Source organism: Nocardiopsis ansamitocini (assembly GCF_030268225.1).
Taxonomy (GTDB): Bacteria; Actinomycetota; Actinomycetes; order Streptosporangiales; family Streptosporangiaceae; genus Nocardiopsis_D; species Nocardiopsis_D ansamitocini.
The window spans coordinates 440,023-465,847 of record NZ_BSQG01000002.1 but is presented as its reverse complement, the minus strand read 5'-3'; the positions used below and the strand labels follow the sequence as shown (position 1 = coordinate 465,847).

General features: G+C 69.2%; 25 protein-coding genes, 1 tRNA gene and 1 riboswitch. Of the genes, 9 read left to right on the top strand and 17 right to left on the bottom strand.

Translation table 11 applies throughout. The features are described 5' to 3' along the window. The first annotated feature begins 13 nt into the window (after positions 1-13). Together QSJ59_RS08755 and QSJ59_RS08750 are read left to right on the top strand one after the other, a co-directional pair. The gene (locus tag QSJ59_RS08755; RefSeq protein ID WP_285758501.1) at positions 14-1,018 is read left to right on the top strand and encodes a R2-like ligand-binding oxidase; all 1,005 of its coding nucleotides are present in this window, start codon (positions 14-16) and stop codon (positions 1,016-1,018) included. 44 nt (positions 1,019-1,062) lie between these two features. After that, positions 1,063-1,491: an NUDIX hydrolase gene (locus QSJ59_RS08750; RefSeq protein ID WP_285758499.1), complete on the top strand. Its 429-nt coding sequence runs from the start codon at positions 1,063-1,065 to the stop codon at positions 1,489-1,491. Positions 1,492-1,569: 78 nt separating this feature from the next. Here QSJ59_RS08750 and groL read toward each other — a convergent pair whose 3' ends face one another. The 3 genes from groL to thrC form a co-directional block, all read right to left on the bottom strand. Next, a complete protein-coding gene (groL, locus tag QSJ59_RS08745; RefSeq protein WP_285758498.1) occupies positions 1,570-3,195 on the bottom strand; it encodes a chaperonin GroEL in 1,626 nt (541 codons plus the stop codon). 346 nt (positions 3,196-3,541) lie between these two features. Continuing rightward, positions 3,542-3,820, bottom strand: a complete 279-nt coding sequence (locus tag QSJ59_RS08740; protein WP_285758497.1) for a MoaD/ThiS family protein — start codon at positions 3,818-3,820, stop codon at positions 3,542-3,544. Positions 3,821-3,876: 56 nt separating this feature from the next. Continuing rightward, the gene (gene thrC, locus QSJ59_RS08735; protein ID WP_285758495.1) at positions 3,877-5,145 is read right to left on the bottom strand and encodes a threonine synthase; all 1,269 of its coding nucleotides are present in this window, start codon (positions 5,143-5,145) and stop codon (positions 3,877-3,879) included. A gap of 10 nt (positions 5,146-5,155) precedes the next feature. Next, positions 5,156-5,294: riboswitch (SAM riboswitch) on the bottom strand. Positions 5,295-5,600: 306 nt separating this feature from the next. On the opposite strand from thrC, the gene QSJ59_RS08730 reads away from it, so the two are divergent. Next, positions 5,601-7,040 carry an alpha,alpha-trehalose-phosphate synthase (UDP-forming) gene (locus tag QSJ59_RS08730; RefSeq protein WP_285758780.1) on the top strand — a complete coding sequence of 480 codons (1,440 nt, stop codon included), beginning with the start codon at positions 5,601-5,603 and terminating at the stop codon, positions 7,038-7,040. A 100-nt stretch (positions 7,041-7,140) separates the two neighbouring features. Here the strand turns inward: QSJ59_RS08730 and otsB are convergent, their stop codons facing one another. Together otsB and QSJ59_RS08720 are read right to left on the bottom strand one after the other, a co-directional pair. After that, a complete protein-coding gene (otsB, locus tag QSJ59_RS08725; protein ID WP_285758493.1) occupies positions 7,141-7,959 on the bottom strand; it encodes a trehalose-phosphatase in 819 nt (272 codons plus the stop codon). Between the two features lie 90 nt (positions 7,960-8,049). Continuing rightward, complete coding sequence (locus QSJ59_RS08720; protein WP_285758491.1) at positions 8,050-8,373, bottom strand: DUF3263 domain-containing protein; 324 nt, start codon at positions 8,371-8,373, stop codon at positions 8,050-8,052. A 73-nt stretch (positions 8,374-8,446) separates the two neighbouring features. Between QSJ59_RS08720 and QSJ59_RS08715 the strand changes: the two genes are divergently transcribed. Further along, complete coding sequence (locus tag QSJ59_RS08715) at positions 8,447-9,268, top strand: SAM hydrolase/SAM-dependent halogenase family protein (RefSeq protein ID WP_285758490.1); 822 nt, start codon at positions 8,447-8,449, stop codon at positions 9,266-9,268. A gap of 141 nt (positions 9,269-9,409) precedes the next feature. Then, entirely contained in the window at positions 9,410-10,603 is a 1,194-nt protein-coding gene (locus tag QSJ59_RS08710) for a S8 family serine peptidase (protein ID WP_285758489.1), read from the top strand. Here QSJ59_RS08710 and QSJ59_RS08705 read toward each other — a convergent pair. The 4 genes from QSJ59_RS08705 to cysS form a co-directional block, all read right to left on the bottom strand. Beyond that, positions 10,593-11,618, bottom strand: a complete 1,026-nt coding sequence (locus QSJ59_RS08705) for a serine hydrolase domain-containing protein (RefSeq protein WP_285758488.1) — start codon at positions 11,616-11,618, stop codon at positions 10,593-10,595. The genes QSJ59_RS08710 and QSJ59_RS08705 overlap by 11 nt on opposite strands. A gap of 566 nt (positions 11,619-12,184) precedes the next feature. After that, positions 12,185-12,257 (bottom strand) — tRNA-Thr (locus QSJ59_RS08700). 40 nt (positions 12,258-12,297) lie between these two features. Continuing rightward, a complete protein-coding gene (gene rlmB / locus QSJ59_RS08695; protein ID WP_285758487.1) occupies positions 12,298-13,278 on the bottom strand; it encodes a 23S rRNA (guanosine(2251)-2'-O)-methyltransferase RlmB in 981 nt (326 codons plus the stop codon). Between the two features lie 92 nt (positions 13,279-13,370). After that, positions 13,371-14,774 (bottom strand): cysteine--tRNA ligase, encoded by a 1,404-nt coding sequence (gene cysS, locus QSJ59_RS08690; protein WP_285758486.1) that lies wholly within the window; start codon positions 14,772-14,774, stop codon positions 13,371-13,373. A 308-nt stretch (positions 14,775-15,082) separates the two neighbouring features. Here cysS and QSJ59_RS08685 point away from each other — a divergent pair, with 308 nt between their 5' ends. Then, entirely contained in the window at positions 15,083-16,411 is a 1,329-nt protein-coding gene (locus tag QSJ59_RS08685; protein WP_285758485.1) for a DUF2637 domain-containing protein, read from the top strand. Between the two features lie 124 nt (positions 16,412-16,535). Here the strand turns inward: QSJ59_RS08685 and ispF are convergent, their stop codons facing one another. The 3 genes from ispF to phoU form a co-directional block, all read right to left on the bottom strand. Beyond that, positions 16,536-17,024, bottom strand: coding sequence for a 2-C-methyl-D-erythritol 2,4-cyclodiphosphate synthase (gene ispF / locus QSJ59_RS08680; protein WP_285758778.1), 489 nt, complete (start codon positions 17,022-17,024; stop codon positions 16,536-16,538). Between the two features lie 22 nt (positions 17,025-17,046). Continuing rightward, complete coding sequence (locus QSJ59_RS08675; protein WP_133739733.1) at positions 17,047-17,529, bottom strand: CarD family transcriptional regulator; 483 nt, start codon at positions 17,527-17,529, stop codon at positions 17,047-17,049. Between the two features lie 296 nt (positions 17,530-17,825). Continuing rightward, positions 17,826-18,488, bottom strand: a complete 663-nt coding sequence (gene phoU / locus QSJ59_RS08670) for a phosphate signaling complex protein PhoU (protein ID WP_285758484.1) — start codon at positions 18,486-18,488, stop codon at positions 17,826-17,828. A 147-nt stretch (positions 18,489-18,635) separates the two neighbouring features. Between phoU and QSJ59_RS08665 the strand changes: the two genes are divergently transcribed. Then, positions 18,636-19,790 (top strand): sensor histidine kinase, encoded by a 1,155-nt coding sequence (locus tag QSJ59_RS08665; protein ID WP_432707458.1) that lies wholly within the window; start codon positions 18,636-18,638, stop codon positions 19,788-19,790. Continuing rightward, a complete protein-coding gene (locus QSJ59_RS08660; RefSeq protein ID WP_285758481.1) occupies positions 19,787-20,473 on the top strand; it encodes a response regulator transcription factor in 687 nt (228 codons plus the stop codon). The genes QSJ59_RS08665 and QSJ59_RS08660 overlap by 4 nt, the downstream gene beginning before the upstream one ends. An 84-nt stretch (positions 20,474-20,557) precedes the next feature. Here the strand turns inward: QSJ59_RS08660 and QSJ59_RS08655 are convergent, their stop codons facing one another. From QSJ59_RS08655 to QSJ59_RS08635, 5 genes are all read right to left on the bottom strand, one after another. After that, on the bottom strand, positions 20,558-21,301 hold the full coding sequence (locus tag QSJ59_RS08655; protein ID WP_285758479.1) for a phosphoglyceromutase: 744 nt from the start codon (positions 21,299-21,301) through the stop codon (positions 20,558-20,560). Positions 21,302-21,377: 76 nt separating this feature from the next. Beyond that, positions 21,378-21,887, bottom strand: coding sequence for a YbjN domain-containing protein (locus QSJ59_RS08650; RefSeq protein ID WP_285758477.1), 510 nt, complete (start codon positions 21,885-21,887; stop codon positions 21,378-21,380). A gap of 27 nt (positions 21,888-21,914) precedes the next feature. Then, positions 21,915-23,219: a D-inositol-3-phosphate glycosyltransferase gene (gene mshA, locus QSJ59_RS08645; RefSeq protein WP_285758476.1), complete on the bottom strand. Its 1,305-nt coding sequence runs from the start codon at positions 23,217-23,219 to the stop codon at positions 21,915-21,917. 149 nt (positions 23,220-23,368) lie between these two features. Next, positions 23,369-24,373, bottom strand: a complete 1,005-nt coding sequence (locus QSJ59_RS08640) for an alpha/beta hydrolase (RefSeq protein WP_285758474.1) — start codon at positions 24,371-24,373, stop codon at positions 23,369-23,371. 323 nt (positions 24,374-24,696) lie between these two features. Next, positions 24,697-25,005 (bottom strand): WhiB family transcriptional regulator, encoded by a 309-nt coding sequence (locus QSJ59_RS08635; RefSeq protein WP_285758472.1) that lies wholly within the window; start codon positions 25,003-25,005, stop codon positions 24,697-24,699. 458 nt (positions 25,006-25,463) lie between these two features. Here QSJ59_RS08635 and QSJ59_RS08630 point away from each other — a divergent pair, with 458 nt between their 5' ends. After that, on the top strand, positions 25,464-25,820 hold the full coding sequence (locus QSJ59_RS08630; protein WP_285758471.1) for a BlaI/MecI/CopY family transcriptional regulator: 357 nt from the start codon (positions 25,464-25,466) through the stop codon (positions 25,818-25,820). The last annotated feature ends 5 nt before the right edge of the window (positions 25,821-25,825 follow it).

The window sequence follows — 25,825 nt, the reverse complement described above, 5'->3', positions numbered from 1 at the left end:
GGAGGGTGCCCTGATGATCAGCCAGCCCGATTCCAGCATCGGCGCGTCGACCGTCCCTGCCCGGACCCGCAGAGAGGGCCGAGGATTCCACTCTCTGCGCGCGGGCGGCCTGAACTGGGATTCTCTGCCCCTTCGGCTCTTCGCCAAGGGCAACGCCCGGTTCTGGGACCCCGCCGACATCGACATGGACCGGGACCGGGAAGACTGGGCGGCACTGCCCGAAGCCACTCGGCAACAGGTGCTGCGGCTGTGCGCACAGTTCGCCGGCGGCGAGGAGGCCGTCACCGAGGACATCCAACCGTTCATCCGGGCGATGGCCGTGGAAGGACGTCTGGGCGACGAGATGTACCTGACCCAGTTCGCATTCGAGGAGGCCCGACACACCCAGGTGTTCCGTCTCTGGCTGGACGCGATCGGCGTCGAGCACGACCTGAACTCCTACGTCGAAGGCAGTCCCGGTTATCGGGCACTGTTCTACGAGGAGCTGCCCTCGTCACTGGACGCGCTGAACCGCGATCCGAGCCCGCGCAACCAGGTACGCGCGTCGGTGACCTACAACCACGTCATCGAAGGGTCTCTTGCGCTGACCGGCTACTACACCTGGAACCACATCTGCACGGTCCGCGACATCTTTCCCGGGATGCGGGAGATCGTTCGACGCATCGGTGACGACGAGCGTCGCCACATGGCGTGGGGCACCTTCACCTGCCGGCGGCACGTCGCGGCCGACGACGCCAACTGGCAGGTGGTCAACGAGCGCCTCGAAGAGCTGCTGCCGCACTTGTCGAGTGCGGTGGAGTACGACGGCGGACAGGCCGACGACCAGCAGGATGCGGCCCACCGGCTGCCACCCGGGGAGCTGACGCGCTATGCGGTCGACCGCGCGACGCGCAGGCTCGGTGCGATCGGGACCGCCCGCGGCATACCGGTGGAGCACATCGACGTGGACGCGGCCCCCGAGGAACTGGAGGAGGAGTTCGGGCGGGAGGACCGCGCGGCCATGGCGCGGCTCACGTGAGAACCGGCCGTCCCCGGTCAAGCAGGCGCTCTAGAGTCGAAAGCATGACACCATCCGATCGGTTCCCCTCCGCCCCGGTCATCGACGCCATCGCCTGGGTGCGCGTGCGGGAGGGCCGGGTGCTCAACGTCCGGGCGCACGGCAAGGACGCCTTCTACCTTCCGGGCGGCAAACGCGAACCCGGTGAGACCGACGCCCAGACGCTGGTGCGCGAGGTCGCCGAGGAACTGGCGGTGCGCCTCGACCCCGAAACCATCGCGCTGTTCACGGTGATCGACGAGGCCGCACACGGCTATCCGGCCGGGACCAGGGTCCGACTGGCCTGTTACACGGCCGAGGCCGCAGGTGATCCCGTTCCCAGCGCCGAGATCGCCGAGTTGGCCTGGCTCGGCCCGGATGACGCCGACCGGTGTGCGCCCGCCGGGGTCCGGGTCCTGGCAGAACTGACGGCCCGGGGCCTACTGGCCGCTTGACGGTCGGGACCGGGAAGACCGAAAGGGCGGCTCCCGCGAACGGGAGCCGCCCTCAGAGGCGGTGGAGCGGGCGCGGACTTAGAAGTCCATGCCGCCCATGTCGCCGCCCGGAGCGGCCGGAGCGGCCTTCTCCGGCTTCTCGGCGATGACAACCTCGGTGGTCAGGAACAGACCCGCGATGGAGGCAGCGTTCTGCAGAGCGGAGCGGGTGACCTTGGTGGGGTCGATGACGCCGTCCTTGAACAGGTCGGTGTACTCGCCCGTGGCGGCGTTCAGGCCGACGCCGGCTTCCAGGTTCTTCACCTTCTCCGCGACGACGCCACCCTCGAGGCCGGCGTTGATCGCGATCTGCTTCAGGGGCTCCTCGACGGCGCGACGCACGATCTCGGCGCCGATGGCCTCGTCGCCGGTCAGCTCCAGCTTCTCGAAGGCCGGGACGCTGGCCTGGAGCAGCGCGACGCCACCACCGGGGAGGATGCCCTCTTCGACGGCCGCCTTGGCGTTGCGGACGGCGTCCTCGATGCGGTGCTTGCGCTCCTTGAGCTCGACCTCGGTGGCGGCACCGGCCTTGATGACGGCAACGCCGCCGGCAAGGCGCGCGAGGCGCTCCTGGAGCTTCTCGCGGTCGTAGTCGGAGTCGGTGCGCTCGATCTCGGAGCGGATCTCGTTGACCCGGCCCTGGATGGAGGCTGCCTCACCGGCGCCGTCGACGATGGTGGTCTCGTCCTTGGTGACGACGACCTTGCGGGCGCGGCCGAGCAGCTCCAGCTCGGTGCTCTCCAGCTTGAGGCCGACCTCTTCGGTGATGACCTGGCCGCCGGTCAGCACGGCGATGTCGCCGAGCTGGGCCTTGCGACGGTCGCCGAAGCCCGGGGCCTTGACGGCAACGGACTTGAAGGTGCCGCGGATCTTGTTGACCACGAGGGTCTGGAGGGCGCCGCCCTCAAGGTCCTCGGCGATCACGACGAGCGGACGACCGGCCTGGAGAACCTTCTCCACGACCGGCAGGAACTCGTTGTTGTTGGAGATCTTGGAGTTGGCGATGAGGATGTAGGGGTCCTCCAGCACCGTCTCCATGCGCTCCAGGTCGGTGGCGAAGTAGGGCGAGATGTAGCCCTTGTCGAAGCGCATGCCCTCGGCGAGCTCGAGCTCGAGCCCGAAGGTCTGCCCCTCCTCGACGGTGATGACGCCTTCCTTGCCGACCTTGTCCATGGCCTCGGCGATGTACTCGCCGATCTGGGGGTCGCCGGCGGAGATCGAGGCGGTGGAGGCGATCTGCTCCTTGGTCTCGATGTCCTTGGAGAGGTTGGCCAGCTCCTCGCTGATGCGGGCAACGGCAGCCTCGATGCCCCGCTTCAGGCCGACCGGGTTGGCGCCGGCGGCGACGTTGCGCAAGCCCTCGCGTACCAGGGCCTGGGCGAGCACGGTGGCGGTGGTGGTGCCGTCACCGGCGACATCGTCGGTCTTCTTGGCGACCTCCTTGACGAGCTCGGCCCCGATCTTCTCCCACGGGTCTTCGAGCTCGATCTCCTTGGCGATGGAGACACCATCGTTGGTGATGGTGGGGGCGCCCCACTTCTTCTCCAGGACGACGTTGCGACCCTTGGGGCCGAGCGTCACCTTGACGGCGTCCGCAAGCTGGTTCATGCCGCGCTCGAGGCCGCGCCGGGCTTCCTCGTCGAACGCGATCAGTTTGGCTGCCATAGAGTTTGTCCTCCCGGGACCGGGCTGATACGCGAAGGAACGAGGCGACGCCCGCGACGGACGGCCGCGCCCGGTACCGGCAACCCGTCTGCCGGAGGCCGCGACCTCATCGTCTCGATCCGCGATTAGCACTCGACTAATGAGAGTGCTAACGGTCTTCTTTTTAGCACTCTCCCCTGTCGAGTGCAAACGCCCACGGAGTTTTCCACAGGGAGTTACCCGCAGGTCAGAGCGCCGAAATCAGGCGTCCACCAGCGAGATTGGCACTTCTGCGAGCAAAAAGGAGACGGCCGGAGGCGCGATGCGCGCTCCGGCCGTCGGTGCCCCCGGTGCCGCGGGGCCGGCTTCAGCAGCCGCCCGCGACCGCGGGGATGATCGAGATCTGGCTCCCGCTGGGGATCGGGGTGTCGAGCCCCTGGGCGAAACGCACGTCCTCGTCGCCCACGTAGACGTTGACGAAGCGGCGGATCCGGCCGTTGTCGTCGAGGATGCGCGGCCGGATGCCCGGGAAGTTCGCCTCCAGGTCGGCGAGGACCTCGGTGAGGGTGGCGCCCTCAGCGGCGACCTCGGCAGCATCCTTGGTGTAGGTCCGCAGGATGGTGGGCACGCGAACGCTGACGCTCATGGCTAGGGGACTCCTTGGCTCGGGTCGGAGAACGGGGTCGGGGTACGGCGGCGGACTCAGGCGAGTCCGGCGGCCCGGAAGGCGTCGAGGGAGGGCTTGATCGTGGCGGTGACCCCGGCGCCCTGGACGGCGTTGAGGGTCTTGAGACCGTCACCGGTGTTGAGCACCACGGTCTCGGCGTCGGGGTCGAGCAGACCGTCCGCCAGGAGCTTGCGCAGCACCCCGGTGGTGACACCGCCCGCGGTCTCGGCGAAGACGCCCTCGGTGCGGGCCAGGAGCCGGATGGCGTCCACGATCTCGGTGTCGTCGACGTGCGCCACGGCGCCGCCGGTCCGCTTGCAGATGTCGAGCACGTAGGGGCCGTCCGCGGGGTTGCCGATCGCCAGCGACTTGGCGATGGTGTCGGGCTTGACCGGCTGGATGACGTCGTGGCCGTTCTCCCACGCCTTGGCGACGGGTGAGCATCCCGTGGCCTGCGCCCCGAAGATCTTGTAGGGGGTGTCCTCGACCAGGCCGAGCGCGATCAGTTCCTGAAAACCCTTGTCGATCTTGGTCAGCTGCGAGCCCGAGGCGATGGGGATGATGATCTGCGCGGGGAGGCGCCACCCCAGCTGCTCGGCTATCTCGTAGGCCAGCGTCTTGGAACCCTCGCCGTAGTAGGGGCGCAGGTTGACGTTGACGAAACCCCAGTCCTGGCCGGCGTCGTCGCCGATGAGCTCGGAGCAGAACCGGTTGGTGTCGTCGTAGTTGCCGTCGATGGCCACCAGGCGGCCACCGTAGACCGCGGCCATCACGACCTTGGCCTCCTCAAGGCCCGCCGGGATGAACACGCAGGACTTGAAGCCCGCCCGCGCGGCAGCGGCGCCGACCGCGCCGGCGAGGTTGCCGGTGGAGGAACAGGAGAGAGTGGTGAAACCGAAGGTGCGGGCGGCCTCGACCGCGATCGCCACAACGCGGTCCTTGAAGGAGTGCGTCGGGTTGCCGGAGTCGTCCTTGACGTGCAGCGACCGCAGGCCGAGCTCGGCTGCGAGACGGTCGGCGCGCACCAGGGGGGTCATGCCGGGGTTCATGTTGGGCAGGTCGCGGACGTTGGCCGGGACCGGGAGGAGGGCGGCGTAGCGCCAGATGTTGTTGGGGCCCTGCTCGATGGACGCGCGGGTGACGGTGCCGAACGAGTAGGCGACCTCAAGAGGGCCGAAACAGAAATCGCACGCGAAGCGCGGGCCGAGTTCGTAGCGCTCGCCGCATTCGCGACAGGACAGCGCGACGGCGGGGCCGAAGGAGTGGGTGGCGGATGTGCTGGGTTGCTCGGCAACGATCGCCATGAGGCGTCTCCCCTCATCTTCGCCTGAGCCGCTTTGGCACAGGCCGGAGTTGGCACCTGCCTCGGCCGCCTCGCACCTGACGAGAAACGTGTACCGAGATGGTTGCCGGGGCTTCGTAGGGCCGGTCCCTCCACCCCTCTGGATGAGCAATATGAAGTTGTCAACGGCCCGGTGACCGAACCTGGTGGTTACTGTAACCGACGGCCTGTCCGATTCTCCAGCCGGGGTGAGCCACCTGACACCATGCCGCGCCCCGACCGGCTTCCCGCACCACCCACCTGCCCTGATACCACCCTTGCGACCGACCGAAAAGACGCGCCGGGCGGAAAGTACGGGTTTGCGGTCCACCGCACGGGGCGAGAACGGCAGTATCAACCGCCCCGCCTCTCGTTGACATACGGGCGGTGTAGTCAAATGGACGTTCGCGCTCAATCGGTGGAGAGGTGGACCAAGAGGTGGACAAGGCACAGATCCTCGTCGCTTCCAACAGGGGACCGGTGTCCTTCTCGATCGGGGACGACGGGACGATCGACTTCCGGCGCGGTGGCGGCGGGCTCGTCTCCGGGCTGAGCTCCGTGGCCGCCGAGACCGACACCCTGTGGGTGTGTGCGGCACTGTCCGACGCCGACCGCAAGGCCGCCTCGGCCGCCCCCGAGGGGCGACTCGACCGAGCCGGCTACGACCTGGGCGGGGCGAGCGTGCGGATGCTCGACATCCCCGAGCAGACCTTCACCAACGCCTACAACTCCGTGGCGAACTCAACGCTGTGGTTCGTCCACCACATGCTCTACGACACCCCCAACAAACCGCACTTCGACGCGGCCTTCCGGGCCGAGTGGGAGGACTACCGCACCTACAACGCGGCGTTCGCCGAAGCCCTGCTGACCGGAGCCGACGACGGCGCGAAGGTGGCCGTGCAGGACTACCACCTGGCTCTGGTGCCCAGGATGATGCGCGGCCGCCGACCCGACCTGCGCATCGCGCACTTCTCCCACACCCCGTGGGCCCCTCCGGAGTACTTCCGCATGTTGCCCGGCGACGTCGGACGGCAACTGCTGGAGGGCATGCTCGGCGCCGACCACATCGGGTTCTTGAGCCCGCGCTGGGCCGATGCCTTCCTGCGCTGCTGCGCGACCTTCCTGCGGGCCGACGTCAACTGGGACAACCGGACCATCGACTACGGCGGCCGCGTCGTGGAGGTGGGCGTGCACGGCCTCGGCGCGGACGCCGAGGGACTGCGCGAACGGGCCGCGGCCGAGGACGTGGCCCAATGGCGGTCCCGACTCCGCGAGACGGTGGGCGAGCGCAAACTGGTCCTGCGGGTGGACCGCAGCGAGCTGTCCAAGAACATCGTGCGCGGCATGGCGGCGTTCGGCGAACTGCTGCGCGACCGGCCGGAGTGGCGCGGGGCGGTCACCCACCTGGCGTTCGCCTACCCGAGCCGTGGCGACGTGGCGGAGTACCGCGCCTACACCGAGGCGGTGCGCCGGACCGCCCAGGAGATCAACGACGAGTTCGGCACCGACGACTGGACACCGGTGATCCTGGAGGTCAAGGACGACTACGCGCGTTCACTGGCCTCCTACCAGATCGCCGACGTCTTGCTGGTCAACCCGATCCGCGACGGCATGAACCTGGTCGCCAAGGAAGGCCCGGTGCTCTCGGAGAACGGGGTCGCGCTGGTGCTGTCCACCGAGGCCGGCGCGGCGGACGACCTGGGCTCCGACGCTCTTCTGGTCAACCCCTACGACGTGACTGAGACCGCCCAGGCGCTGCACGACGCTTTGAACATGCAGGACGCGGAGCGCCAGGAACGCAACGCTCGCCTGGTCGAGGCCGCGGTGGCGCTGCCCCCGCAGCGCTGGTTCGGTGACCAGTTGCGCGCGCTGGACTGATCCCCGGATTCGTCCGCATACGGGTCCCCGATCGTTTCCCGGTCGGGGCCCCGTGCCGTTCGATGCGATCCGTGTGCCGGACCGCACCTCGCTACCTCGGTCAGGCGTCGAGTGCGCCCGCCAGCTCGACCAGAAAATCCACCAGGCCGTCGGGACCGTCGACGACCAGGTCGGCCCGCTCGGCGAGCTCGGCGACCTCCGTCGATCCGCTGCACACCTTCGTTCCCTCGATCCCGGTGGCCCGCAGCTCCTCGACAGCGGCGAAAGCCGGAAGGTCGCCGAGGTCGTCGCCGGCGTAGAGAACCGAGGCGGCGCCGACCTCACCGACCAGGGCGGTCAGCGCGGCCCCCTTGTCCATGCCGTGCGGGCGCAGTTCGATGACCATTCGCCCCGGCTCGACCGCCAGTCCGGCCCGTTCGGCGAGATCCGCCAACGGAGCGCGCAGCAGGTCGAGCGCGGCCTCGGGGTCGGCGGCGCGTCGGGTGTGTACCGCGATCGCGTGGTCCTTGTCCTCGACCCACGTCCCCTCTGGTGCGCCGAGGTCCTGGAGCATCCCGGGGAGCGCGTCACGGACCTCGGCGACACCGGCCGGAGCCGGAGGAACCGTAAGGCGGCCGTCCTCCCAGCGCTCCCGGCCGTACTGGCCGAGCACCACCAGACCGGGGACCGCGTCGAGGCCCCCGTACTCCACGGCGACCCCCGCCGGGCGCCCCGTGACGACGGCGATCCGCCCCACGTGCACGGCCAGTGCGCTCAACGCGGCAACGGCCCCGGGATGCGCCCTGGAATCCCGGGGATCGGCAACGATCGGGGCCAGGGTGCCGTCGAAGTCGAAAGCGAGGAGGGCACGACCTGGCTCCGTGCGGATGCGGTGGAGACCGGTACGGCCGTCCTCGGTCGTCGGGGTGGACACGGTCATGCTCGGCTCCCGGTCGGATGCTGGGACAAGAGGTGGAGGACGACCGTGCGGCGCCCGAGGGCTTGCGCGTTCCCGCGGACGGCCGTCCGGCTAGAGCTGGAGGCCGAGCTTACGCGCGGTGCGCTGACGGCGGCGGTCGGCACGCAGCCTGCGCAGCCGCTTGACGGTCATGGGGTCGAAGACGAGCGCCTCGGGGCGCTCGATGAGACCGTTGAGGAGCTGGTAGTAGCGGGTCGCGGAGAAGCCGAACCGGTCGCGGATGGCCTGCTCCTTGGAGCCCTCCAACTTCCACCACTGACCCTCGAATTCAAGGATGCGGCGCTCGCGCTCGTTCAGGCCGGTCTCGTCCACACTGTTGGGGCCGACGGCCGACGCATCGGACGCTTCTTGGTCTATTGGCCCGACATCTGACATTGGGCGCCTCCTCGTCCGGATTGGCGCGACTTATCGTAGCGACTGAAGCTGAGCAAGGAGGAGGAGTATCCCGATGACTGCCCCGGAGGGCCACAGTTGCCTGTCCTTTCTGACCGACTACGGCAATACCGACGGCTTCGTGGCCGCCTGCCACGCACAGATGCTGCGTTACGCCCCGGCCCTACGAGTGATCGACATCACGCACCAGATCCCGCCCGGTGACATCCGACGCGGGGCGACGGTGCTCGCCGATACCGCTCCCGAACTCCCCCGGGCAGTGCACGTGTGCGTGGTGGACCCGGGGGTCGGCACCCGGCGCCGCAGTGTCGCCGTCGCCGCCGGAGGGCACGTCCTGGTCGGCCCGGACAACGGGCTCCTGGTCTGGGCTGCCGAAGCCCTGGGCGGGGTCGCAGCGGTGCACGAACTCACCAACGAGACGCTATGGCGCCACCCCGTGTCGACGACGTTCCACGGTCGCGACGTCTACGCGCCGGTCGGGGCACAGATCGCCGCGGGTACCCCCCTGGCCGACGTCGGGCGCGCCCTGGCTCCGACCGATCTGGTGCGCCTGCCCCGCCCGCGCCGCGAGGTCCGCCCCGGAGCCGCGTACGGCGAGGTGCACGCGGTGGACCGCTTCGGGAACTGTCAACTGTCGCTGAGCGCGCAGGACCTGCGTGCGGCCCTGGCCGGCTCGCCGCAACCGGAACACCTCGCCGTCGGCCTGCCGGGCAGCGCACACACACTGCCCCTGGCGCCGACCTTCGGCGCGGTCGAGCCGGGGGCTCCCCTGGTGCTGACCGACTCCGCCGGGCGCCTCTCGCTGGCCGTGAACGGCGGTGACGCCGCCCGTACCCTGGACCTGTCGGTCGGTGACCCCGTGGACCTCACCGTCTGACCTCCCGGGCCCCGCGGACCGCACCATCCGATCGCGCCCGCGCACCACGTGGGCCCCATGACACAATGACCAGCGTCCGAGCGGCTTTTCGGCCAGGTCGCACGGGGTCAACCGGGCCGTACGCGGAGAGGATGCGTCGCCATGCGCAGCACACTGACCGGCACGTCCATCGGGCTCGGGGCCTGCGCGGCACTGCTCGGTGGGCACCTCCTCACCGCGGTCCCCGCGTCCGCCGACACGACCGAGCTCGCCTACGACCAGTGGGGACTGGACTCCATCGGCGCGACCGAGGCATGGTCGACCGGCCGGGGTGCGGGCGTCACCGTCGCCGTTCTGGACACCGGCGTGGACACCGAGCACCCCGACCTCGCCGGGGTCACCGTGGGCCCCGATCTCACCGGCCAGGACCTCGCCCCGGGCAGCGCGGGCTACGGGGAACACGGAACCGCGATGGCCGGGATCATCGCGGCCAACGGGCACGGTATCGAGCACACCGGCGGTGTCCTCGGCGCCGCACCCCAGGCCGCGATCCTGTCGATCCGGGTCGCCCAGGACGGGGGCGCCACCGGGCAGGCCCCCGACCCCGAAGCACTGGCCAAAGGCATCCGCACCGCGGTCTCCGAGGGCGCGCAGGTCATCAGCATCCCGCTGGCCGACTCCAACACCACCACCGGCGGGAACGACGCCGAGCAGTCCGCCATCGACTACGCCCTCACCAGCGGTGTGGTGGTGATCGCCTCCGGCGGTGACGGCGGCGCCGACGAATCCGGGGGACCGACCTACCCGGCCGCCTACGAGGGCGTGCTGGCGGTGGGTTCCGTCGGGCAGGACGGTCAGCCCTCGGCCGTCTCCACCGGCCAGGACCACGTCGTGTTGACCGCACCGGGCGAGGAGATCGTCACCACGGGCACCGACGGCGCGTACCCCACCGTCACCGGCAGCGGCGCAGCAGCGGCATTCACCTCGGGGGTCGCCGCACTGATCCGCTCGGCGCATCCGCAACTGCGCCCCGAGCAGGTCGTCGAAGCGCTGACCCAGGACGCGTCGGGCACCCTGAACGCGCCGGGCGCGCTGGCGGCCGCCGAACTGATCGCCGCAGAGACACCCGCGTTCGATCCCGAACTCGCCCAGGAGGCCGACGAGCAACCGCTCGTGCCGGTGTGGGCGCTGTGGACGGGCGGCGCCGTGCTGCTGGGCGTCCTGGTCGTAGTGTGGATCCTGGTACTGCGCAAGCGCATGTCCAACCCCTACGGCCTGCCCCCGCGCGAACCGCTGCCGGAGCCGGAGCGCCGCCCCCGTCCCCCGCGCGGCGGACGACGCCGGATCAGTCGCTGAAGAACGCTCCCCGTATGGTCGCCCGCAGATCGAACAGTCCCGGGCGGCGGCGGCCGAAGTGCACGGCGTTGGTGAGCATCCCGACGTAGCGTCCGGTCTCGGGATGCAGGTAGAGGCTGGTCCCGGTATAGCCGTTGTGGTAGACCAGCCCGTCGTCGGTGGTCAGCCAGGCCAGTCCGCGCGAGTAGTCCTTGTGCACGCGCTCGTGCGGTCGCCAGCTCTGCCGGACGAAGCTGGTGAAGGCGTTGGCACCGTGCTCCCCGGAGTAGCGCGACAGCAGGTCGCGGGCGAAGACACCCAGGTCGGTGGCCGTGCTGAAAACTCCGGCGTGCCCGGCGACGCCCCCCATCAACGCGGCGCTCTCGTCATGCACCACCCCCCAGATGGCGGCTGCTCCGGGAATCCGGCGCTCGGTGGGCGCGACCGACACCGAGCGCGGGAGCGGCCCGTACTGGGTCGCCGACATCTCAGCGGCGCTCCACACCTCACCGGCCAGGACGTCCAAAGGCTGTCCGTGCAACCGCTCGAGCAGCAGTCCGAGCAGGATGAAACCCCGATCGATGTAGCGGTAGCCCGGCTCCTCCAACTCCTCGGCGAGGATCGCCAGGGCCAGGTCCTGCTCGGTCCCGGCATAGCGCTCCAGCCAGGTCACCGGGTTGAGCCGGGACGTGTGCGTGAGGATCTGCCGAGCCGTGACACCGCCGCCCGGGTAGGGTCCCCCCGAGTAGTAGGCCGCTACAGGCGTGTCCAGGTCGAGGAGTCCCTCTGTGACGGCCCGGCCCGCCAGCGCCCAGGTCGCCATCACCTTCGTCAGACTCGCCACGTCGTAGTGAACGTCAGGGGCGGTCGGAGCCTCCCCACACTCGATCCCGACCTGCCCGACCGAAACGAACTCCCATGTCCCACCGGAACCGACCACCGCCGCCCCACCGGGCAGCCATCCGGCGTCCACCATGACCTTCAGCACCCCACGCAATTCCGTGCTGGTCTGCGCAACCCAATCGCCGTCCCGCACACGCTCTCCTTGCTTTCGACCAGCCCCACCAACTCGAATACCCGGGGGGAGGTTGCGTCTCACCACGAGAAAATTCGGACAGACCTTTTCAGCCCGATAAAAACCGTGCCGGCACAGCGGCGCCGGCGATGACAAGGGACGGACCGCTTCGATCATCGATCAGAACACCTCTGATCAGCATGAACGGCAAGGACCGACATACCGCGGAGCACCGGTGAAATGATCTTCCGCGCGAGCGGCTCGGGCGCCGGTCGTCGCACGATGATCATGGAGGTCGGCCGGATGGGACATCGAAGAGCGCTCCGCAGCCGTTGAGGAGGTCTCCGAGGGCCGCGGCCGTCGGCATCGAGCGCGGCTCCGACCGGTTTCTGACGGCCGGGACGCACGATGGGGACGTCGGGGCGGCCGTAGTCCGAGAGCGGCTGCCCCGGGCACGTTGACCGGGCACCGACGCGACTCCGGTGCAGGACCGTTCACCGGGGACCCACCGAAAAAACGACGGGGCCGGCACCCTGGTCGACGACTCCGCGAGGAATCGCCGACCAGGGTGCCGGCCCCGTCCGACGAGCCGGCGAGGGGACTTGAACCCCTAACCTGCCGCTTACAAGGCGGCTGCTCTGCCAATTGAGCCACGCCGGCCGGTGTCGGAACACCAAGTGGAATGGTACAGGCTAAGGCCCTAGTTCGCGGACGAGCGTCGGCGGGCGACCTCGTAGAGGGACACACCGGCCGCGACGGACGCGTTGAGCGACTCCGCTCCGCTGATGGGGATGCTGGCCACCGCGTCGCAGGTCTCGCGCACCAGGCGGGACAACCCCTTGCCCTCGGAACCGACCACGACGACCAAGGGGCCGGTGGCGAGTTCGAGCTCGTCGAGTCGGGTGTCGCCGTCGGCGTCGAGGCCGACCACGAACAGACCGTTCTCCTTGTAAAGCTCAAGGGCACGGGTCAGGTTGGTCGCCTGGGCGACCGGGAGCCGGGCCAGTGTCCCGGCCGAGGTCTTCCACGCAGCCATGGTCACACCGGCCGCACGACGCTCGGGGATGAGCAGGCCGTTGGCGCCGAAAGCCGCGGCCGACCGGGCGACGGCGCCCAGGTTGTGCGGATCGGTGACACCGTCCAGGGCGATGATCAGCGGCGGGTTCTCGCCGGCCAGCGCCGCGTCCAGAAGCCCTTGGGGGTCCCAATAGCGGTAGGGACGGATCTGCAACGCGATGCCTTGGTGGACGGCGTTGGGCAGCCCGTTGCTGTCGCAACGGCGGTCCAGTTCGGTCCGGTTGATCTCCAGGATCTCGATGCCCTTGGCACCGGCCAGCTTGCTGGCCTCGACGATGCGGTCGTCGGGGTCGAGGCTGTTGGACAGGAAGAGCTTCGCGGCGGGCATGCCCGCGCGCAGCGCCTCCACGACCGGGTTGCGGCCGATCAACAGCTCGGAACTGCCGCCGCTCCCACCGCGGATCGGGCTGCTGGGGGTGTCATCGCCGCGCCCCGGCGCCTTCTCCGAGGCGGCCTGCGCCCGCTTGGCGGCAGAGGAGCGCTGCTTTCCCCCGTACCAGTGCCGCTCCTCGGCGGGCAGTGTGCCCTTTCTTCCCTCCAGGGAGCGGCGGCCCTTGCCACCGCTGCCCTTGGTCGGGCCCTTCTTCGTCTTCTTCGAGGGCATAACGCCCGTCCTCTCTCAATTCGCCTACGGTGTAAGCATGGTGAAGGCCACGACCGCGACCGGCCGTGGCCCAGGGTCCATCATCTCCCGCGCTACCCGCGCTTGAGCTCCCAGCGGGGGCCCTGCGGGGTGTCCTCGACGAGGACGCCCGCAGCGCCGAGCTGGTCGCGGATCTCGTCGGCTGCCGCGTAGTCCTTGCGGGCGCGGGCTGCCTGGCGCTGCCCGAGCGCGACCGACACCAGTGCGTCGATCACGTCGCGCATGCCGGCCGACTCCGCCCCCGATCCCGCCCACTGCTCCGAAAGCGGGTCCAGCCCCAGAACCGCGAGCATCGTCCTGAGCTCCGCGGCGAGTTCGGCCGCCCGCTCCTTCGCCCCGTCGGCGAGCGCGGTGTTGCCTTCGCGGACGTGTCCGTGCACGATGGCCAGCGCCTGGGAGACCCCGAGGTCGTCGTCGAGGGCTGCGGCGAAGTCGGCGGGGACCTCGGCCCCGGCGGGGACCGGCCCGGCGACCTCGGCGACGCGGGTCAGGAAGCCCTCGATGCGCTGGTAGGCCGCTGCGGCCTCCTGGAGGGCCTCGTCGGAGTAGTCGAGGCTGGAGCGGTAGTGCGCCTGTCCGAGGTAGTAGCGCAGCTCGACCGGCCGGACCCGGCGGATCATCAGGGGGATGAGCAGCGAGTTGCCCAGCGACTTGCTCATCTTCTCACCGCCGGTGGTGAGCATTCCGTTGTGCAGCCAGTAGCGCGCGAAGCCGTCCCCGGCCGCCTTCGACTGCGCGCTCTCGTTCTCGTGGTGCGGGAAGACGAGGTCGATCCCGCCGCCGTGGATGTCGAAGACCGGACCGAGGTACTTGGTGGCCATCGCCGAGCACTCCAGGTGCCACCCGGGGCGGCCGGGGCCCCAGGGGGTGGGCCACTGCGGCTCGCCGGGCCGGGCGCCCTTCCACAGCGCGAAGTCGCGGGGGTCGCGCTTGTCGCGCTCGTCGCCCTCCCCCGTACGCATCTGCTCGACGCGCTGGTTGGACAGCTCCCCGTACTCGGGGTAGGAGGGGACGTCGAAGTAGACGTCGCCCGATCCGTCCTCGGCGGCGTAGGCGTGCCCTCGGTCGATGAGGCGGTGCATCAGCTCCACCATCTCCGGGACGTGACCGGTGGCGCGCGGCTCGACGGTGGGCGGCAGGCAGCCCAGGACGTCGTAGGCGTAGGTGAACGCGCGCTGGTTGCGCTCGCTGACCTCCCACCACTGGACGCCCTCGTCCTTGGCGACCCGGATGATCTTGTCATCGATGTCGGTGACGTTGCGGCAGAAGGTGACCGCGTATCCGCGGTGGATCAGCCAGCGCCGCAGGATATCGAAGTTCACCCCCGAACGGATGTGTCCGATGTGCGGGGGAGCCTGCACCGTGGCACCACACAGGTACAGCGACACACACCCCTCGTGCAACGGGGTGAAGTCGCGGACCTGGCGGGCTCGGGTGTCATAGAAGCGCAGACTCACGTTGTCAAGGGTAACCGTTTCCGGGTGCGCCGCGGAGTGGCTTGCGATGACGGTTGACCCTCGAATTCTTCCCGTCTCCCGGCGAGTGGGGCAGCCGGAAACGGTCATTGCGCAATCCACCTGACTTTTACCCGCCGGAATCGCGACACGCCGCGTCCGAGGCGCAGGCCCGGTCCCACCGAATTGCCCACCGGACGCCTCGAACTGCGGAAATCACCCAAACCCCCCGGAGTCCCCGGCCCCGGTCCCACCGATTCCGTGCGAAGCCCTCGTCTGGGCGACGCCCCTCGGCTAATCTGACCCGCACGATGCCAGCTAATTCCTCCCAAACCCCCCACCGCCCCCGTCGGACTCCGGAACCGTCCGGCAGCGGATCGCGGGCCGGGGTCATCACGCTCGCCACACTCGGTGTGCTGGTGATCGCGGGCTGCGCGATCCTGCTGTCGTACAACGGGATCTACCAGATCGCCGTCCAGGGCGGGATGAGCGCGGAGCTCGCACACCTCTATCCCGGCCTGTTCACGCTGTTGCTGATGATGGCGTTCTGGACGACCTACCTGCTGCGTGCGGCGCCCCTCGCCCGCAGGATCTGGGTGGACGCGCTCGTCCTGGTCCTCATCCTGCTGGCCGCAGGGGGCAGCGCGATGCGGGCCCTGGACTACCGCCTGTTGGACTGGGTCGCCACGGTGGTCGTGGCGGTCGGCCCGTGGGTGGCGCTCCTGGTGGCGTTCCGGCTGTTGTTGTGGATCGTGGTGGAGCTGCGCGGCGAGCGGGTCCGTCCGCGACGCCCGCGCCCCCGCAGTCCCGAGCAGCCCTCCGAACCGACCGGGGACCTGCCCGAGGCACACCCCACCCAGGACATCGACTGGAAAAATGCGGAGGACACCACCCAGGTACTGCGGCGCGAAGGCACTCCGGCGACCGCGCCCGCGCTGACCCCGCGAGGAGAGCCCGAACCCGAACCCGCGCTCGCCGTCCCACCGGTTCCCCGGGAGGCACCGGAGGCCCCGACCCCTGCGGAACGGGGCGAGGAGATGTCCGCCCCGCCTGCGACCCCGGCGCCCGAACCGGCCGAGGAGCACCGTTTCCCCGTCGAGGCGCGGGATGAGCCGGTCGCCGCCGAGCAGCCCGCCGAGCAGCCCGCCGAGCAGGAACCCGAGCAGGTCCCTCCCCCAGGTCCTGCTCCTGTCCCCGAAACGGTCGACGTACCGGACCAGGCCGACGTGCCCGGGACAAAGCCCGCACCCGCACCCGTTTCGGCGGAGGAACTGCCCAAACGCACCCCCGCCGAGGGCGGAGGCGTGATCAAGCGCGCCGCCGGTTCGCCCGAACCGTTGCAGGACGCCGGAGCCGCCCGCGAACGGGCCGAGGCACTGAACCGGCAGTTGGAGACCGACGACGGATTCGATCCCGACCCGGTGCCGGACGACCCTGCCGGCGACGAGGCATACGAGGCCCCCGTCGAGGCGGAGCAGCGCCCGGCCGAGACTCCGGCCCACGCCGTCGGACCGAGCTCCCCACCGGTGGAACCGGTACGCAAGCGCCCGATGGTGCTCAAGCCGCGCAAGTCTCCGGGGGTGCCCGCCGAACCCCCGTCCTGGCGGGTCCGCAGTGCACCCACCCCGCCGAAGGACTGAGAACGGAGTCGGGCCGGTGCGGCGATGAACAGCCGCACCGGCCCGAACCGGGGTGGCGGCAGCGCACCGAACGCGGCCGGCAAGCCCGGTATGAAGCACGGACGGCGTACCCGTCCCTTAAGGACTATCCCGGGTCCGCAGGCGAACCCGTATGGACGCACAGGGCGGTGGCGATCGCTGCGATGCCCTCTCCACGCCCGGTAAGGCCCAGACCGTCGGTGGTGGTCGCCGAAACCGTCACGGGCGCCCCGACGGCCGCGGAGAGGACCTTCTCGGCCTCGTCCCGCCGCGGAGCGAACTTCGGTCGGTTGCTGATGATCTGAACGGCGACGTTGCCGATCGTGTAACCGGCACCGCGTACACGCTCCGCGGCCTCGGTCAGCAGCGTGACGCCCGACGCCCCGTGCCAACGGGGGTCGGAGGTGCCGAACTGCGCACCGAGGTCTCCCAGCCCGCAGGCGGAGAAGAGCGCGTCGCAGGCCGCGTGGGCGGCGACGTCACCGTCGGAGTGCCCGCTGACACCGTCTTCGCCGGGCCATTCGAGCCCGGCGAGGAAAAGCGTGCGGCCAGACGCAAAGGGGTGGACGTCTGTTCCAACGCCCACCCTTGGCATATCGCGCATCAATGCGTATTTCTCAACTGGTGAGAACCTCGTCGAGGAGTGCCTCGGCCTTGTCCTCATTGGTCTTTTCGGCGAGGGCGAGTTCACTCACCAGGATCTGCCGGGCCTTCGCGAGCATTCGCTTCTCACCGGCGGAGAGACCGCGCTCCTTGTCCCTCCTCCAGAGGTCGCGCACGACCTCGGCGACCTTGTTGACGTCACCGGAGGCAAGCTTCTCCAGGTTCGCCTTGTAGCGTCGCGACCAGTTGGTGGGTTCTTCGGTGTGCGGTGCACGCAGCACCTCGAAGACCTTGTCCAGACCTTCCTGGCCAACCACGTCGCGGACGCCGACGTCTTCGGCGTTGTCCGCCGGCACTCGAACCGTCAGGTCGCCTTTGTCGACCTTGAGAACGAGGTAGATCTTGTCCTCGCCCTTGATGGTTCGCGTTTCGATGGCTTCAATACGAGCAGCCCCATGATGGGGGTAGACAACGGTGTCGCCGACCTTAAAAGTCATGTGACAAGTACCCCTTCCGCTACCTGGAGGATACCACGAATCCATGACTTAAAGTACCTATTAGGTTTGCGTAGCCCCAGGTCAAACACGGTATCGAAGGCTTGACAAAGCAAACCCCTAGTGCTTTGGCGAGGCTCCGAGAAAGCGGTCCGGAGCGCTTGACGCAGTGGACACGGCCTGTCTCAGCGGGAATCCCCCAGTCTACCCGCGATCCCTTCGAGCGGCCACGACGAAGGGTCGCGGCACGTGCCGCGACCCCCGAGAAATCCATCACCGGCCCATTACGACCGGATCGGCTACGCCTCCTGCTCGTAGTCCTTCCGCTTCTCCCCGGTGACCATGTAGACCAGGTTGTCGGCCACGTGTACCGCGTGGTCGCCGAAGCGCTCGTAGAACCGTCCGGCAAGGGTGACGTCCATGGTCGCCTCGACCCCGTGGGACCAGCCCGGGTCCAGGATGCGCTTGAGCAGCTTGCGGCGCAGGCGGTCCATGCGGTCGTCGTCCTCGTCGAGCTCCAGCGCGGTCTCGGCATCGCGGTTGGACACGACCTCGCCGGCCTTGATGACCAGCAGTTCCGCCTGATGGCCCATTTCGAGCACGATGGAGCGCAGCTCGGCAGGAATGGCGGAGTCGGGGTGGCGGCGGCGCGCGATCTTGGCGATATGAACGGCGTGGTCGCCCATCCGCTCCAGGTCGCCGGCCATGTGCAGCGAAGTGATGATGGTGCGCAGGTCCTGGGCGACCGGCTGCTGGCGGGCCATCAGGTCGAAGGCGCTCTTGCCGATCTCCTCGTCGAGACGGTTCAGCGCCTCGTCCTCGGAGATGACCTCCTGCGCGGCGGTCAGGTCGGCGTCGAGCAGCGCGGTGGTCGCTCTGGCAATGGCATGCCTGGCGAGTCGGGTCATCTCGACAAGGCGTGCGGTGAGGGCGTCGAGGTCCTCGTGATAAGTGTCGCGCATAGTCCCAATCGTTCCAGTTCGTAGCTGAATCGCCGCAAAAGCGATGATGAATTCTCGGGGAACCTCGGTTGTAACACATGGTCAGCGGGGTAACCCCGGCCTCTACCCGCTTACGATCAAAGCGTGCAAGGGGAGCTGCTGGCCGCTGTGGCGGGAATCGTTGGGCTCGTGACGGGTGTCGCGGCCGGTCTGGCGTTTCGGATGAGTGAGGCGGGCCGTAGCCGTACCCCGGATACGGCTCCGCAGTCGGAACTGCCCTCGGGGATTGCCGAGGTGCTCTCGGCCCTGCCGTCCTCGGCGGTGGTGCTCGACTCCGCCGACCGGGTACTTCGGGCCAGTTCAGCGGCCCGGGCCTTCGGGATCGTGCGCGGGGAGGAGCTCGTCATCGGCGAGCTGCTGGCACTGGCCCGCCAAGTACGGCGCGACGGGGTGATCCGGGAGACCGAGATCGAAGTCGCGGTGCGCAAGTTCGGCCCCGACTCCACGTCCTTCGCCGTGCGGGTGGCTCCGCTGGGCGGGACCGGCCTGGTGCTGGTGCTGGCCGAGGACCAGACCGAACGCCGCAGGGTCGAGGCAGTGCGACGCGACTTCGTCGCCAATATCAGCCACGAGCTCAAAACCCCGGTCGGCGCACTGTCCCTGCTGGCGGAGACGGTCGCCGACGCCAGCGACGACCCCGAGGCGGTGCTCCGGTTCACCGGACGCATGCAGACCGAGGCGACCCGGTTGACCAGTCTCATCCAGGACCTGATTACGCTGTCGCGCATCCAGGGGGCGGAGCCGATGGCCGAGCCCGCCGACGTGCAGATCGAACAGGTGGTCGATGAGGCGCTGGACGCGGTGCGCATGGCGGCCGATGCCAAGGAGATCGAGCTGGTCTCCAGCGGCACCAGCGGCGTCTGCGTGATCGGTGACGAGAGCCTGCTGGCCACGGCGATGCGCAACCTGGTCGCCAACGCGGTGGCCTACAGCCCGGAACGAACCCGGGTGTCGGTGTCGGTACTGGTGACGGCGGCGACGATCGACATCAGTGTGGCCGATCAGGGAATCGGCATCCCCCAGCAGGACCTGGAACGGATCTTCGAGCGCTTCTACCGGGTAGACGCCGCTCGGAGCCGGGCTACCGGAGGAACCGGTCTCGGCCTGGCCATCGTGAAACACATCATGACCCACCATCGCGGTGAAGTGACCGTGTGGAGCAAGGAAGGCTCGGGCTCGACGTTCACCCTGCGTCTGCCCCGGCCGGAGACCCGGGAGCCGCAACGCTCCGGTGCAAATACCTATCAGGAGGCAGCACAGTGACGCGTGTACTCGTCGTCGAGGACGAAGAATCCTACAGCGACGCCCTGTCGTACATGCTCCGCAAGGAAGGCTTCGAGGTTGCCGTCGCGCCGACCGGCACGGTGGCGCTGGAGACCTTCGACCGGACCGGAGCCGACCTGGTTCTGCTCGACCTGATGCTTCCGGGCCTGTCCGGCACCGAGGTCTGTCGCACGCTGCGGCAGAAGTCCAATGTCCCGGTCATCATGCTGACCGCCAAGGACAGTGAGATCGACAAGGTCGTCGGCCTGGAACTGGGTGCCGACGACTACGTCACCAAGCCCTTCTCCTCCCGCGAGCTCGTGGCGCGTATCCGCGCGGTCCTGCGCCGCCGGGGCGAGGACGAGCCGCTGACCCCCGCCACCCTGGAGGCCGGCCCGGTCCGCATGGACGTGGAGCGGCACGTGGTGACGGTGCGCGGAACCAGCGTGCAGTTGCCCTTGAAGGAGTTCGAGCTCCTGGAGGTCCTGCTGCGCAACGCCGGGCGGGTCCTGACCCGGCCCCAGCTCATCGACCGCGTCTGGGGCGCCGACTACGTCGGTGACACCAAGACCCTCGACGTCCACGTCAAGCGTCTGCGCGCCAAGATCGAGGACGACCCGGGCAACCCGAAGTTCATCGTGACGGTGCGCGGTCTGGGCTACAAGTTCGAACCTGCGGGCTGACTCCCGCGTCCGGCACTGCCGGACGGACGCCGAACGCCCCCGGTCGGCACGGGACTCCTCGACGGGGGCGTTCGACGTGCGGGGCTACTTGCCCTGGTTCTTCACTGCCTCGATGGCGTCCTTGGCGGCCTCGGGGTCGAGGTACTCGCCGCCGGTCTTGCGCGGCGTGAAGTCCTCGTTGAGGTCGTAGACCAGCGGAATGCCGGTGGGGATGTTCAGGCCGGCGATGGTGGCGTCGTCGATGTCGTCGAGGTGCTTGACCAACGCGCGCAGCGAATTGCCGTGCGCGGCGACCAGCACGGTGCGCCCCGCGGCGAGGTCGGGCACGATCGCGTCATACCAGTAGGGCAACATGCGGTCGACGACGTCGGCCAGGCACTCGGTACGGGGCAGCAGCTCCGGCGGCAGGGTGCCGTAGCGCACCTCCCCGGCCTGGGAGAACTCGGCGTCGTCGGCAAGCGGGGGCGGCGGGGTGTCATAGGAACGACGCCAGGTCATGAACTGCTCGTCGCCGTACTCGGCGCGGGTCTGGGCCTTGTCCTTGCCCTGAAGTGCGCCGTAGTGGCGCTCGTTGAGCCGCCAGGAGCGCTTGACCGGCAGCCAGTGCAGGTCGGCGGCAGAGAGAGCGATGTTGGCGGTGCGGATCGCACGCTTGAGCAGCGAAGTGTGCAGGACGTCGGGGCGAACGCCTGCGTCCAGCAACAGTTTGCCGCCGCGACGGGCCTCCTCCTCGCCCTTCTCCGAGAGGTCGACGTCCACCCAACCGGTGAACAGACCCTCGGCGTTCCAGACACTCTCACCATGACGCAGCAGTACCAGAGTCGACATAGCGCTCAGCCTAGCGAGTCGCCTCCGGTGCCCTGCCACCGCACCACGGATTGGTCTACGCCAATTCGCTCAGCTTTCACCCTGTGGCCGGCTCCTGCGCGAGGTGGCGGAACGCCTGGAGGTTCCGGGTGCTCTCGCCGCGCTTGGCACGCCACTCCCACTCCTTGCGGATGGCGGTGGCGAACCCCCGCTCCAGCGCGGGGTTGAAGTTCTCGTCGGAGTAGGTGAGGGCGCAGCCGAGGAGCCGGTCGACCTCGCCGGGGGTGATCCCGGCCAGGGGCAGGCGGCCGGTGAGATAGACGTCGCCGACGTCGTCGGCACTGAAGGCCATCCCGTACATGTCGGCGCTCTTGCGCATCAGGTACCGGTAGAACGCGCCCTCGTTCTCGTCGGGACGGCGGCAGAAGAACGTCTTGAGCAGCAGGCTGTGCTCGCCGACGTTGAGCCAGACCAGGGTCTTGAGCTTGCGTTTCCCGGGGATGGTCACCAGGAACGCTTCGGGACGGGGGCGCTCGTAGTCGAGCCCCGCCTCGTCGAGTGCGGCCTCGATCGCGGCGGTCGCGCCGGCCTGCTCATGGTCGGGCATACGGGGGTCCTCTCCATATGGAAGCGCTTACTGACACGCAGCGGCCGGAAGCCGCTGCCCGGCCAGGGAGCCGCGGTAGACGTCGAGCAGCCCGTCCACGGTGGCCGACCAGCTGAGGCCCGCGGCGTGTCGCACGGCGGCGACACCCATCTGGTCGCGCCAGGCGGGCGCGCCGATGACCCGGTGCAGCACTCGGGCGTAGTCCTCGGGGTCGTGTCCGTCGACGAGCACGCCGGACACCCCGTCGTGCACCGCGGTGGGCAGGCCGCCGACCCGGGAGGCGACCACCGGGGTCCCACACGCCTGGGACTCCACGGCCACCAGCCCGAACGACTCCGAGTAGGAGGGAACGACCGTGGCGGTGGCCGCACGGTAGAAGTGCGCGAGCTCGGCCCGTGAGCGGGGCGGCTCCATGCGGACGACGTCGGCGACCCCCAGCGACTCGGCGAGTTCGACGAGGTGCCCCGGTTCTTCGCGACCGGTTCCGGACAGACCGCCCACGATGGCCACGACGAGTCGGTCGCGCAGCTCCGGCGCGCGCTCCAGCAGTCGTGCCGCCGCGCGCAGCAGTACGTCGGGGGCCTTGAGCCGTTGCACACGGCCGACGAACAGCAGGAGTTCGGCGTCAGCGGGCAGGCCGATGCGGCGCAGCGACTGCGCGCGCGAGCCGGGAGCGAAGACGTCGAGATCCACCCCGGGCGGCACGGTGGCGATCCTGGCCGTGTCGGCCCGGTAGTAGTCCCGGAGCTGGGCTGCCTCGTCCGTGGTGTTGGCCACCAGGCGGTCGGAGAGGCGGACCAGCTGGTCCTCGCCGCGAACCCGCTCCTCGGGTTCGGGGGTGTCGCCCTGGGCCAACGACATGTTCTTGACCCTGGCCAGGGTGTGCATGGACTGCACCATCGGCACGCCCCAACGGTGCGCGGCGGCCAGTCCGGCCTTGCCGGACAACCAGTAGTGGCCGTGGACAAGGTCGTAGTGCCCGGCGAGGTTGTCGGCCTCGGCGCGCAGGACACCGAACACGAACGGGCAGAGATAGCGGGCCAGGGAGTGCTTGTCCAGCGGCCCGAACGGCCCGGCCGCGATGTGGCGAACGGTCACTCCGGGAGCCAACTCGACCGCGGGCGGCTGGTCGTAGGAGGTGGCCCGGGTGAAGACGTCGACGGCCACCCCGCGCTCGGCGAGGCGCTTGGCGACCTCGACGACGTAGACGTTCATTCCGCCCGCGTCACCGCTGCCGGGCTGTTCCAGCGGAGAGGTGTGCAGGCTGATCGTCGCGACCCTGCGGGGGGTCGGTGTCCCGACTCCCCGCTCCACCGCACTCTCTGGCACCACCACTTGGATTCTCGCCCCTTCACCCGTCTGCGCGCCTCTACCGGGCGCCACAAGCGTCAACATCCGCGGCCACGCGCGGTGTTCCCAATAATGACCGGGGCCCTCGCGCGGACCGGTGGGCGGGGGCGGTTAGCGGCCCCTGACGAAAGTCAGTCCGTGGGCGGCGGCTCGGGCAGCTCGAAGGGCTGCACCCACTCCTGTACGAGGAACTCGACCGCGTCGGGGAAGGTGGGCCCCCATGCCGCCATGTCATGGCCGCCCGGGGTGAGCAGTGTCTCGTGCTCGATTCCGTGGCGGGTCAGCAGGCCGGAGAAACGCTGGGCCTCACCGTGGATACTGCCGGTCTGCAAGGGGGTGTGGTCCTCGGTCCCCTCAATGAGCATGAAACGGATGTCGTGGGCTCCGGGGGTGTCCAGGAGCTGGTCGGGGGCGTGCTCGTCGGGGGTGTCGCCGAAGGTGCCCGAGGGGTCGTCCACCTTGAAGTACCCGGCCCAACTGATCGCCTGGGCGTACTTCTGGGGATGGCGCAGGGACAGGGCCGCGGCGCCGTAACCGCCCATGGAGACTCCGCCGATCGCGCGCAGTGCCCGGGGACGCTGCTGGTCGCCCTCGACCGCATCGATCGCGGCGCCGGTCACGAAGCTCTCGATCGAGTAGCTGCCGTCGACCGCGTCCCCCCACTCGGTGTCGCGGTTGCCGACCTCCTGGCCGTGGGGCGCGGCGAGGACGAACTCGACACCCGCGCGGCACATGGCCTTGTCCATGAGCGGTCCGAGGTCGTTGTCCCAGAGCCAGTCGGGTGTCCCGGTCGAACCGTGCAGGAAGTACAGGACCGGCCGATCGGCGGTGTCGGGGCCGGGAGGTCGCCGGACCCAGATCTCGCGTTGGCCGCCGGGGGCGGTGTCGTCGGGGACCGTGAGGATCTCGTCGCTGCTGCCCGAGTCGCATACGGCGACGCTTCCCGGGCGCGGGTGCAGGCCCTCGTATCCCACCAGTTGGGACAGTGCCCGGTCGGAACCGGCCCAGGGAAAGCCCGAAGCCGCGTCCTCGGTGTCGCCGGCGGCGGACGGGAGGACGGCGACGGAACACGCGACCATCACCGCCAGTGATGAGGCGGCGATAGCGGCGGTCTTGACCGAGAACTTCCTGGACACGCACTGTTCCTCAAGGTCAGGGATTCGCTCCAGGGGGCAGCTCGGCGAGCGCGGAGACAAGGACAGCGTAGGCGGCGACTGGAAAAAGGACCAACAACCCGCCATCGCCTCACCGAGGGTAGCCGAGGCACCGGATCGGTTCGGCAAAGCGCACCCCGATCGGTACGCGGTGCGCCGGGGGTACGGATCCGGTGGGCGCGGCAGAGCACCGGCGGCGCGGGGCAGGTCGGTCCACAGGTGCCGGACAACGCGGGGATCCCGCACGCACGAGCGCGCGGAACCCCTCATCTCGCGTCCGGGGGACGCCGCCGTTGCGGCGACGACTACCGGGGGGCTGCGACGTCCAGGGACTCGTCGTCCTGTTGGTAGGCGCGTCGAGCGCTCTCAAGCAGTTCGATCCAGTTCTCGACCTCGGGCCGGCGACGCAGCAATGCCCGCCGCTCTCGTTCGGTCATCCCTCCCCAGACACCGAACTCCACCCGGTTGTCCAGCGCATCGGCCAGACACTCGGTACGAACCGGACAACCCCGGCAGATGAGCTTGGCACGATTCTGCGCCGCCCCCTGCACAAAAAGGGCATCCGGATCCATTTCCCGACAGGCGCCCTGCGACGCCCATTCTTTTTGCCACATGTTGTCCCACTCCCAAAGATCACATGTGTTGTTTTGTGGTAATTCAGCCCGATGGCGCGGTATCAGGCAGACAGCGGAGGGGAATTCCCCTACCACCCGATTCAGGGGGTCGGATCGGTGTGGAAATTCTTGTCTCCCCGCTGGTCAAGAAATTACGGTCTGGGACGGGTGGGCGGCCAGACCCCATTAGGCCCATTTCGGGTATGGCCCACACGGACTATTTACGACCAGGCGCCAACTAGTCACCCTCCGTTTTTCTTTGACTACGCTCCGATCTCATCGGCGTGTTGCGCCTTCTCGGGCCGGGTCGCCCCCCATGCCCGCACCTGACCCCGGGTTCCCGCCGCCACCGCCCTCCGAGCGCTTGTGGCACGCGACGCTTCGGCGCGCCCGCAGCCGAAAGGGCCAGAACAGGTACCCCCTACGCGTCGTAGTACTACTGGAAGTAAACTGACCACATGAATCGGCTCGGTGATCTTGAACGTGCGGTGATGGATGTACTGTGGGAAAGAATCGAGCCAATGACGGTTCGGGACGTGGGTCGCGCCCTGTCTGACCGCGATCTCGCGCACACGACCGTCATGACGGTGCTCGATCGACTCGCCAAGAAGGGAGTTGTGCAACGCACCCGCGAGGGACGCGCGTGGCGCTACCGTCCGGCAGCCAGCCGGGAGAACTACGTCTCCGAGCTCATGTTCGACGCGCTGGGCCAGACGGGTGACCGGGATGCCGCGCTGGCCGCCTTCGTCCGTTCGATGAGCGGCCCGGAAGCCGAAGCGCTCCGCCGCGCGCTCGCGGAGAGTGACGAGCCCTAGGACGT